We start from the raw sequence: 9,121 nt of genomic DNA, 5'->3' as shown, positions 1-9,121 counted from the left end.
CACGGCCGTTAAGGCCCATATCTCCGCTTTCCCGACATTTACCATTCCATGTTAAAAGGGCGCGGCCGGAGGGTCCGGCGCGCGAAGGATCAAGACCATGTCATCGACGCCTGAGAGAAATCCGGCGGGAGCCAGCACAGGAGCCATGCGCGGCGTTTTCGAGCGCGCGGGCTTCGCGCCGGTCGAGCCGCCGCTCCTCCAGCCCGCGGATGTTTTCCTCGACCGTTCGGGCGAGGATATTCGCCGCCGCCTCTATGTGTTCACCGATCCGGGCGGGCAGGAGCTTTGCCTGCGTCCCGATCTCACCATTCCGACCTGCCGCCTTTATCTCGAAGGTGCCGGCGTCGGTGAGGCCAAATATTGCTATTCGGGCGCGGTCTTCCGTTTCGATCCAAAGGGCTCGGGCGAGGTCGTGCAGACGGGCGCGGAGTTTTTCGGAGGGCGAGATGCCGAAGCCGCCGATGCCGAAATGCTGGCGCTTGCCGCCGAGGCCGTGCGCGCAGGCGGGCTTTCCGCTTTCGACATCGAGATGGGCGACCTCGCGCTTTTCGATGCGCTTGTCGATGCACTCGACATCCCGACGGGCTGGCGTACCCGCCTGAAGCGTCACTTCTGGCGGCCGCAATATTTCAAGGAACTCGTCCAGCGCCTCGCAAGCGATGGCAGTGCGGATGAGCGCTCCGAGGAACAGGCCGGGCTTCTCGCCGCGCTCAACGTGCTCGACGACCAGAGCGCGAAGAGCGTCATCGCCGATGTGCTCGATCTTGCGAAGATCGCGCCGGTCGGCGGGCGCAGCATCGCGGAAATCGCCGAGCGTTTCCTTGAGCGCGCGGCGGACAGGAGCGCCGCTCCGCTCTCGAAGGAAGTCGCCGATCTCATCGGCTCGTTCCTTTCGTTGAAGCTGGCGCCGCGCGACGCGGTGAAGAGTATTCGCGATCTGACCAAGGGCGCAGGCATCTCCATCGATACGCCGCTTGCGGCGCTCGAACGCCGCCTCGAACTGATCGAGAAAAAGGGCGTCGATCTCTCTCGTGCTCGCTTCGGAACGGGCTTCGGACGCGCGCTCGAATATTACACCGGCTTCGTTTTCGAACTGCGCCGCAGCGGCGCGGGCGCGGAAGGCGCGGTTGCAGGTGGCGGTCGCTATGACGGGCTCCTTCAGAGCCTTGGCGCGAAGACGCGCATACCGGCCGTCGGCTGCGCCATCACGGGCGCCGATCTTTCAGGGGAGGCCGTGCGATGAACCCGACGACGAACGACGCCTTGATCGTCGGCATTCCGTCCAAGGGGCGGTTGCAGGAAAACGCCAACGCCTTCTTCGCCAAGGCCGGATTGCCCGTGAAGCAGGCGGGTGGCGGACGCGAATATGTGGGCCGCATCGGTGGCGTGAAGGATGTCGCCGTCGCCTTTCTTTCGGCCTCCGAAATCGCGAGCCGTCTTGAAGACGGTTCGATTCACTTCGGCGTCACGGGCGAGGATCTCATCCGCGAAAATCTGGCCGACGCCGACAACGCCGTCGAGCTCGTCCTGCCGCTTGGGTTTGGATATGCCGATGTCGTCGTCGCCGTCCCGCAAAGCTGGATCGACGTCTCGACCATGGCCGATCTCGACGATGTGGCGCTTGCCTTTCACCGTCGCCATGGCCGCCGTCTTCGCATCGCCACGAAATATCTGAACCTCACGCGCGCCTTCTTCGCCGAACACGGTATTGCGGATTACCGCATCGTCGAAAGCGCGGGCGCGACCGAGGGCGCGCCTGCTGCGGGCACCGCGGAAGCCATCGTCGACATCACGACGACGGGCACGACCCTGGCCGCGAACAATCTGAAGATCCTCGACGATGGCGTCATGCTGAAAAGCCAGGCGAACCTCGTTGCGAGTCTGCGCGCCAGGTGGGACGACAAGGCGCTTGCTGCGGCGAGCGCGGTTCTCGACCGTATCGACGCGCGTCGCTATGCCGAAAGCCATGTCATCGTGACGGCGCGTGGCGGCAGTCTCGACGGGGCCACCGCCGCGGCGGTCCTCAAGCGCGATTTCGGCTGCACGAGCGAAGGTGTCGAAAACTCGGTGCTCTGTCCTCGCGAGCATCTGCATGCCGTCGCGACGCGGCTTCGCGAATTCGGCGCGGACACGGTGACCGTGTCGCCCGCCGAATATATATTCCGGGCAAGGAACATGCTTCTGGAAAAGCTGAAGGCGCGGCTGGGGCGCTGATCGGAGGGTAACATGGCCGTTTGGTCCGCCGGGCAATATGTGAAGTTCGAAGACGAGCGCACACGCCCCGCCCGGGACCTTCTCGACCATGTTCCCTTGGCCGGCGCGCGGCATGTCGTCGATATCGGCTGCGGGCCCGGCAACTCGACGGAGCTTCTCGTCGAGCGCTTTCCCGATGCGAAGGTCGTCGGCCTCGACAGTTCTCCCGAAATGCTGGCCGCGGCGCGCAAACGCTTGCCCGATGTCGACTTCATCGAAGCCGATATTGCGGCATGGCGGCCGTCGGCGCCGGTCGATCTTCTCTATGCCAATGCGGTTTTCCAATGGGTGCCCGGGCATGAGGCCGTGCTGGCGCGCCTGCTCGACGGTCTGCCGTCTGGCAGTGTGCTGGCGCTTCAGATGCCGGACAATCTTGGCGAACCGACACATCTGCTGATGGCCGAAGTGGCGCAATCGGGGCCGTGGGCAGACGCCTATGAAGGGCACGATATCGCGCGCGCAATATTGCCCGTGCCCGCGCGCTACTACGACTTGCTTGAGCCTTTCGCCTCACGCATCGACATCTGGCACACGATCTACAATCACCCGCTGACCGATGCGGTTGCCATCGTCGAATGGGTGAAGGGAACGGGGCTTCGCCCCTGGCTCGATCCGCTGAACGAGATGCAGCGCCGGGATTATCTCGCCGAATATACGCGCCGCATCGCGCGCGCCTATCCGCCGCTCCGCGACGGCAAGGTGCTTCTGCGCTTCCCGCGCCTCTTCATTGTGGCGACGCGACGCTGACTTTAGCGCTCGACCTTCAATCCGCGCTCGGCGATGAACTTCGCGCGGCCCTGTTCGCCCGACTTCTCAAATATGGGCAGCACCTTCTCGATGAGCCAGGGAAAGGCGCCCATCAGCCGCGAGGTGAGGCTGTCGCCATAAGGCACATAGGTTTCGAGCTTGCCGGTGTCGAGCGCCTTCATGCAGGCATCCGCCACCTCGCCCGCCGTCAGAACCTTGCCGACGAAGTTGAGCGGCGAACCATTATGCGTCGCTTCATAGCGCAGCATCGGTGTGTCCACGCCGCTCGGGAAGACGCCCATCACACGCACGCCGTCGTTGATCAGTTCCGACCGGATGGAAGTCTGGAAGCCGCGCAGGCCGAATTTCGAAGCGGCGTAAGCCGCGCTGCCGCGCAGTGCAATGATGCCGCCCATCGAGACGATGGAGAGAATGTCGCCGCTCTTGCGCGGCCGCATGACGCGGGCCGCCGCGCGCGACAGCTGCATCGGCGCGATGAGGTTGATGAAGATATGGCGGTCGAGCTGACCGGGCGTGAGCGCATCGACGTCGCCCGGTTCAACGAAACCCGCATTGTTGACCAGCAGTGCGAGGTCGCTGTGGTCGGCCTCTATGGCGCCGGCAAGCGCCGCGATGCCATCCTGCGTCGAGAGGTCGGCGCGGATGGTGAGGGCGGGGCGCGAGAGGCGCGCCGCCACCGCGCCCATGCGCGCCTCGTTGATATCGGCGAGGATGAGGTTGTAGCCGCGCCGGTCGAGGCGAACGGCAATCTCTTCCGCTATGGCGCCGCCGCCGCCGGTGATGAGCGCTTTCTTTCCCATCAGGCTGCTTCCTTCTTCGCGCCCACGCGCAGCTTGTCGAAACAGCCATCCGTGAGATCCGGCCAGCCGAGCAGTTTGCGCAGGCGGTTCATCTGTTTTCGATAGGACGCGATTTCGACATAGGTCGCGTGGCGGTCGGAACCGACGAAATGGATGCCGCCGGTGAGGTCCGGCTTGTCCGTTGCAATGAGTTTGTCGATCCCCTGGGCCTCGGCGCCGCCCTTGGCGCGGGCGGCAATGGTGCGTGCGATAAGGTCCGCCATCTGGTCGAAGAGCTTGTAGGCGCCGCCGTTCGTTTCCATGAAGCCGAGCGCATAGAGGTTCGGATTCTCGCGGCTGAAGAGGTTCATGTAGAGATCGGGCCGCCCGTGCTTCCATTTGAAATTCTTCGCATCGAGATAAGGCACCTTCCAGCTATAGCCCGTGGCGCAGAGAACGAGGTCGATCTCTTCGGATGTCCCATCCTTGAAATGCACAGTCTTGCCGTCGAAGCGGGCGATATCGGGCTTCGCCTTGATGTCGCCATGCGCGAGAAAATGCAGGAGCTGCGTGTTGAGGATCGGATGGGTTTCGAAGATACGGTGATCCGGCTTTTGCAGCCCAAGCCGCGTCAGGTCGCCATTGAGGACGCGCAGCACCGCGCCGAAGACGCGCTGTTCGAGCCACATGGGCAATTGCGGGCCCGATGCCGCAAAGGCGTCTGCCGGAATGCCGAAGAGATGCTTCGGAATGAAGTGATAGCCGCGCCGCATGCTGATGAAGGCCTTGTCCGCGCTTTGCGCCGCGTCGCAGGCGATATCGCAGCCGGAATTGCCTGCGCCGATGACGAGAACGCGCTTGCCCTTGAATTCATCCATGGAGCGGTAGCTTTGCGCATGGCGCATCTCGCCCGTATAGGTGCCGGGATAGCTCGGCAGGGACGCGTGCCAGTTGGTGCCGTTGGCGCAGACGAGCGATGCGTAATGCTTCGTCTCGCCGGTCGAAAGCGTGACGCGCCAGCCGCCATTTTCGGGCGCCGCTTCCTTCACCTCGGTGCTGAAGCGGATATGCGGGCGCAGCCCATATTCATCCGCGAAGGCATGCATATAGGCGAGGATCTGCCTGTTCGACGGATAGTCCGGGTAGTCCTCCGGCATGTCGAAGTCGTGGTAGTGCGACTGCGTTTTCGACGAGATGAAATGCGCGGAGTCGTAGACGGGCGAGCCGGGGTTTGTCTGGTCCCAGAGACCGCCGACATCGGAATGCCGTTCGTAGACGTCGAAAGGAATGTTCCGGGCGAGAAAACTCCGCGCCAGCGCAAGCCCCGCCGGGCCGCCACCCACCACACAGACCCGTCCGATTTCCGTCATGACTTATCCCTTGAAAAATGTGAGGAAGGCTCATATTTTGAAAATGATAATCCCTCACATTTCGGTGAGGCAAGAGGAATCGGAGAAAAATGCCGGGAAGCGCAGCCATCCGCAGAAGGCCGACGCAGGAGCGGGCGAAGGAACGCGTGGAGCGCATTCTTGCCGCCGCTTCCGAACTGATTGCCGAAACAGGCAGCGATGCCGTGCGCATGAGCGAGATCGCGGCGCGGGCGGGTGTGCCCATCGGTTCGCTCTATCAGTATTTCCCGGATAAGCCGGCGATCCTGCGTGTGCTGGCGCAGCGTGTCATGGAGCGCGTTCGCGAGGGTCTGATCGCGAGTCTCACGGGCCTCGACTCGGGAAGGGAAGCAGTCGCCCGCGTGGATGCGTTGATCGAGGGCTATTACCAGCTCTTCATCACGGAGCCCGATGTGCGCGACATCTGGTCGGCGACGCAATCGGACAAGGCGTTGCAGGCGCTCGATGTGGAGGACAGCCGCGAGAATGCCCGCGTCTTCTTCGCGTCGCTGAAGCATCTGGTGCCCAAACGCGATCATCAACGGTTCGAGGCCGCGTCCTTTCTGCTGATGCAGCTTGCCGGCTCGGCGGTGCGGCTTGCCATCGCCGTCGAACGAAAGGAAGGCGACCGCCTTATCAAGGAATATCGCGCCATGACGCGGCGCGAGCTTGAGACGTTTTTCAAGGACTGACAGGCATTCGGCGGGTTTTTCCGCCACCGGCCGGGGCGGCGGCCGATATGCGCGCCGCCCCGGATGGTGTCGGGTCAGAGCCCCGGCACGGGGAAGCGGGATGTCAGCGCCCGCGTGCGGTTGGACAGCGTCGATTCAGCAATGACGTCGCCGTCGGCTGCGAGCGTCTCCGCGATGATGGCGGCAATCTCCTCCATCTCGGCGGGTCCCATCCCGCGGGCCGTCGCTGCCGGTGTGCCGAGCCGCAGGCCCGAGGGGCGCATGGGCGGCCGCGGATCGTCGGGTATCACCTGCTTGTTGGTGGTGAGGCCCACGCGATCCAGCGCCTCCTGCGCCTTTGCGCCGTCAATGTCGAAGCTCGCTATGGTGTCGATCACCATCAGGTGATTGTCGGTGCCGCCGGTGACGAGCTTCACCTGCCGCGCCGTCAGCGCTGCGGCCAGCGCCTTTGCATTGACGAGCACCGCTTCGGCATAAGCGCGGAAGGCGGGCATGGCGGCGAGGCGGAACGTCGTTGCCGCCGCCGCGACCTGGTTCATATGCGGTCCGCCCTGAAGGCCGGGGAATACGGACGCGTCGATCTTCTTGGCGAATTGCTCCTTGCAGAGGATCAAGCCGCCGCGCGGACCGCGCAGCGATTTGTGCGTCGTCGTGGTCATGACATCGAAGCCCGCGTCGAGCGGATTGCGCATGACATTGGCCGCGATAAGCCCGCCGATATGGCTTACATCCGCCATGGTGAGCGCGCCGACATCGTCAGCCACGCGCTTGAAATCCGCATAATCATAGTCGCGCGGATAGGAGGAATAGCCGCAGACGACGAGCTTTGGCTTCGTCTCGCGGGCAATTCTCGTGAGGTCATCGAAGTCGATGGCGCCATTCGCCGGATTTGTCTTGTAGCGGACGAAATTGAAAAGCCGCCCCATATGGCTCACCGGCGCGCCATGCGTCAGGTGACCGCCATGGCTCAAATCCATGGCGAGGATCGTCTCGCCCGGTTCGAGAAGGCCCAGATAGACGGCCTGGTTCATGGGCGAGCCGGAAAGCGGCTGGACATTGGCATGTTCCGCGCGGAAAAGCGCCTTGGCCCGGTCGCGGGCCAGCGTCTCGATGCGGTCGGTATGTTCCTGCCCGCCGTAATAGCGGCGTCCCGGATAGCCTTCGGAATATTTATTGCTGAAGGCCGAGCCCAGAAGCGTCAGCACTTCGGGGAAGGCGTAGTTTTCCGAGGGGATGAGTTCGAGGCCCGCGCGCTGGCGCGCTTCTTCGCCCTTGAGTGCGAGATAGACATCCGCGTCGGATTGGGCGAGACGGGTTCGCTCCGTCGAGTTGCTCATGATCTTTCCTTTCGACAGCCAAAAAACAAAACGCCCGGCCAGCATTTTCGTTGCTGCCCAGGCGATCGGCTGTAGATCGGTCTCCGCGCTCCCCGATGGTTGCCCATCTCATATCGCCAGTCGCGCGGAGGATATGTGCGACCGAGGTCACGGAAAATTTAAGGCGGCGGGGCTTCCACGTCAAATAGACTGTCCGAAGGCAGGGATTCGGGGAGCGATCATGTTGAAGAACTGGAAGATCTGGATTGTCGTGCTGGCGGCCTTCGGCATCGGCCAGCTCGACCCCATAGGTGAGGCCTATTGGAAGCTCGCCGAATGGAAGCTTCCCCAGATCAAGGCGGAGAGCCTTTCCAAGCCGTCACCATTTGAAGGCATTCCGCATGAGAAATGGATCGGCGAAAGCGAGCATGCCTTCGCGGTGAACGACATTCATCCTGTCGCTCCGGTCCACTTCCTCGTCATTCCAAAGCACCGCTACACCTCTATCCTCGAGACGCCGCCCGAGGTCGTGAGCGAGATGGTGCAGCTCGGGCTGAAGCTCGCACGCGAACGCGGCATTACCGACAGCGGCTTCCGCATCGTCATCAACACGAATCCGCAAGGCAGTCAGACCGTCTACCACCTGCACATGCATTTCATCGGCGGGCGGCAGATGCGCGACAAGGGTTAGGGCAGGCCCAGCACGCGCTTGGCCAGAATGTTCTTCTGAATCTCGTTCGAGCCGCCATAGATCGACTGTGCGCGGGCGCCGAGATAGCGGGCGACGGCAGGTGCGGCGCCGGTGGGGAGCGGCGTATTGTCGGTCCAGAGCGGCGCCGTCGAATCCGGAAATGTGGGCATGGCATAGGGGCCGAAGGCTTCCATGCCGAGTTCCGTAATGTCCTGCGCGAGTTCGGTTGCGATCACCTTCAGGATCGAGGATTCGTTCCCTGGCGCGCCGCCTTCCGAGACGGTCGCGAGCGTGCGGAGCACGGTGAGTTCCAGCGCATCGAGGCGCGCCTCAAGCTCGGCGAGCTTGATGCGGAAAGCCGGATCGTCGATGAGGCGCGTCGCCCCGGTGTCCGTCTGTTCGGCCGTTGCGCGAATGTCTTCGAGCTGCTTCCGCTTTCCCGCGACATGGGCATAAGAAGTGCGCTCATGGCCGAGGAGATAGTTGGCATAGGTCCAGCCCTTGCCCTCCTCGCCGATGCGGTTCTCGATAGGCACGCGGACATTCTCGAAGGTGACGCTGTTCAGCGAATGCTTGCCGTCGATCGTGATGATCGGGCGGACCGTGATACCCGGCGTCTTCATGTCGATGCAGAGGAAAGTGATGCCCTCCTGCTTCTTGCCGGAATTGTCGCTGCGCAGCAGGCAGAATATCCAGTCCGCGTGTTGCGCGAGGCTCGTCCAGATCTTCGTGCCGTTGACGACATACTCGTCGCCCTCGCGCACAGCCGCACATTGCAGCGAGGCGAGATCGGAGCCGGAGCCTGGTTCGGAATAGCCCTGCGCCCAGAAGGTGGTGCTGTCGAGAATGCCCGGCAGCCAGCGCTTCTTCTGTTCGTCCGTTCCGAAGGTGTAGATCACGGGACCGACATAGAGGAGCCCCATCGGCACGACATTGAGCGCGCCGGCGCGTTCCAGTTCCTCGTCGAAGATGTATTTCTGGTTCGCCGTCCAGCCCGTGCCGCCATCGGCCTTGGGCCAGTTGACGGCGAGCCAGCCCTTCGCGGCGAGCGCACGTTCGGAGGTCTGGTAATCCGCCTTCGAGGGCGAGTGCCCGCGCGCCATCTTCTCCACGATCTCGCGCGGATATTCACGCTCGAAGAAGTCCCGCACCTTCATGCGGAAGTCCTCGTCTGCCTTGGAAAAAGAAAAGTCCATTGTCCCGTCCCCGTCGAATTTCTTGTTGAGACGAGACT

General features: G+C 63.1%; 9 protein-coding genes and 1 riboswitch. Of the genes, 5 read left to right on the top strand and 4 right to left on the bottom strand.

The genetic code is table 11. The annotated features are described in order from the left end of the window. Nucleotides 1-97: 97 nt before the first annotated feature. From ABFC66_RS13235 to tam, 3 genes are read left to right on the top strand one after another with little or no spacing between them, the layout of a single operon-like run. Nucleotides 98-1,243, top strand: coding sequence for an ATP phosphoribosyltransferase regulatory subunit (locus tag ABFC66_RS13235; protein WP_346741437.1), 1,146 nt, complete (start codon nt 98-100; stop codon nt 1,241-1,243). Further along, nucleotides 1,240-2,214 carry an ATP phosphoribosyltransferase gene (gene hisG, locus ABFC66_RS13230; protein ID WP_346741436.1) on the top strand — a complete coding sequence of 325 codons (975 nt, stop codon included), beginning with the start codon at nt 1,240-1,242 and terminating at the stop codon, nt 2,212-2,214. Before ABFC66_RS13235 ends, hisG begins: the two co-directional genes overlap by 4 nt. 12 nt (nt 2,215-2,226) lie before the next feature. After that, complete coding sequence (gene tam / locus ABFC66_RS13225; RefSeq protein ID WP_346741435.1) at nt 2,227-3,000, top strand: trans-aconitate 2-methyltransferase; 774 nt, start codon at nt 2,227-2,229, stop codon at nt 2,998-3,000. Nucleotides 3,001-3,002: 2 nt separating this feature from the next. Here the strand turns inward: tam and ABFC66_RS13220 are convergent, their stop codons facing one another. Both ABFC66_RS13220 and ABFC66_RS13215 read right to left on the bottom strand, forming a co-directional pair. Beyond that, the gene (locus tag ABFC66_RS13220) at nt 3,003-3,821 is read right to left on the bottom strand and encodes an SDR family NAD(P)-dependent oxidoreductase (RefSeq protein WP_346741434.1); all 819 of its coding nucleotides are present in this window, start codon (nt 3,819-3,821) and stop codon (nt 3,003-3,005) included. Further along, nucleotides 3,821-5,170: an NAD(P)-binding domain-containing protein gene (locus ABFC66_RS13215; RefSeq protein WP_346741433.1), complete on the bottom strand. Its 1,350-nt coding sequence runs from the start codon at nt 5,168-5,170 to the stop codon at nt 3,821-3,823. The genes ABFC66_RS13220 and ABFC66_RS13215 overlap by 1 nt, the downstream gene beginning before the upstream one ends. 89 nt (nt 5,171-5,259) lie before the next feature. Between ABFC66_RS13215 and ABFC66_RS13210 the strand changes: the two genes are divergently transcribed. Then, nucleotides 5,260-5,880 carry a TetR/AcrR family transcriptional regulator gene (locus ABFC66_RS13210; protein WP_346741432.1) on the top strand — a complete coding sequence of 207 codons (621 nt, stop codon included), beginning with the start codon at nt 5,260-5,262 and terminating at the stop codon, nt 5,878-5,880. Between the two features lie 74 nt (nt 5,881-5,954). Here ABFC66_RS13210 and glyA read toward each other — a convergent pair whose 3' ends face one another. Beyond that, nucleotides 5,955-7,217, bottom strand: coding sequence for a serine hydroxymethyltransferase (gene glyA, locus ABFC66_RS13205; protein ID WP_346741431.1), 1,263 nt, complete (start codon nt 7,215-7,217; stop codon nt 5,955-5,957). 48 nt (nt 7,218-7,265) lie between these two features. Continuing rightward, nucleotides 7,266-7,351: riboswitch (ZMP/ZTP riboswitch) on the bottom strand. A gap of 86 nt (nt 7,352-7,437) precedes the next feature. On the opposite strand from glyA, the gene ABFC66_RS13200 reads away from it, so the two are divergent. Beyond that, nucleotides 7,438-7,887: an HIT domain-containing protein gene (locus tag ABFC66_RS13200; RefSeq protein WP_346741430.1), complete on the top strand. Its 450-nt coding sequence runs from the start codon at nt 7,438-7,440 to the stop codon at nt 7,885-7,887. Here ABFC66_RS13200 and ABFC66_RS13195 read toward each other — a convergent pair. Continuing rightward, on the bottom strand, nt 7,884-9,083 hold the full coding sequence (locus ABFC66_RS13195) for an acyl-CoA dehydrogenase family protein (protein ID WP_346741429.1): 1,200 nt from the start codon (nt 9,081-9,083) through the stop codon (nt 7,884-7,886). The two genes, ABFC66_RS13200 and ABFC66_RS13195, sit on opposite strands and share 4 nt — an antisense overlap. Nucleotides 9,084-9,121 lie beyond the last annotated feature (38 nt).

Origin of the sequence: Parvibaculum sp., from assembly GCF_039680535.1 — a bacterium.
Lineage (GTDB): Bacteria > Pseudomonadota > Alphaproteobacteria > Parvibaculales > Parvibaculaceae > Parvibaculum.
Note: the sequence above shows the minus strand (reverse complement) of the source record. Positions and strands in the feature narration are given on the sequence as shown.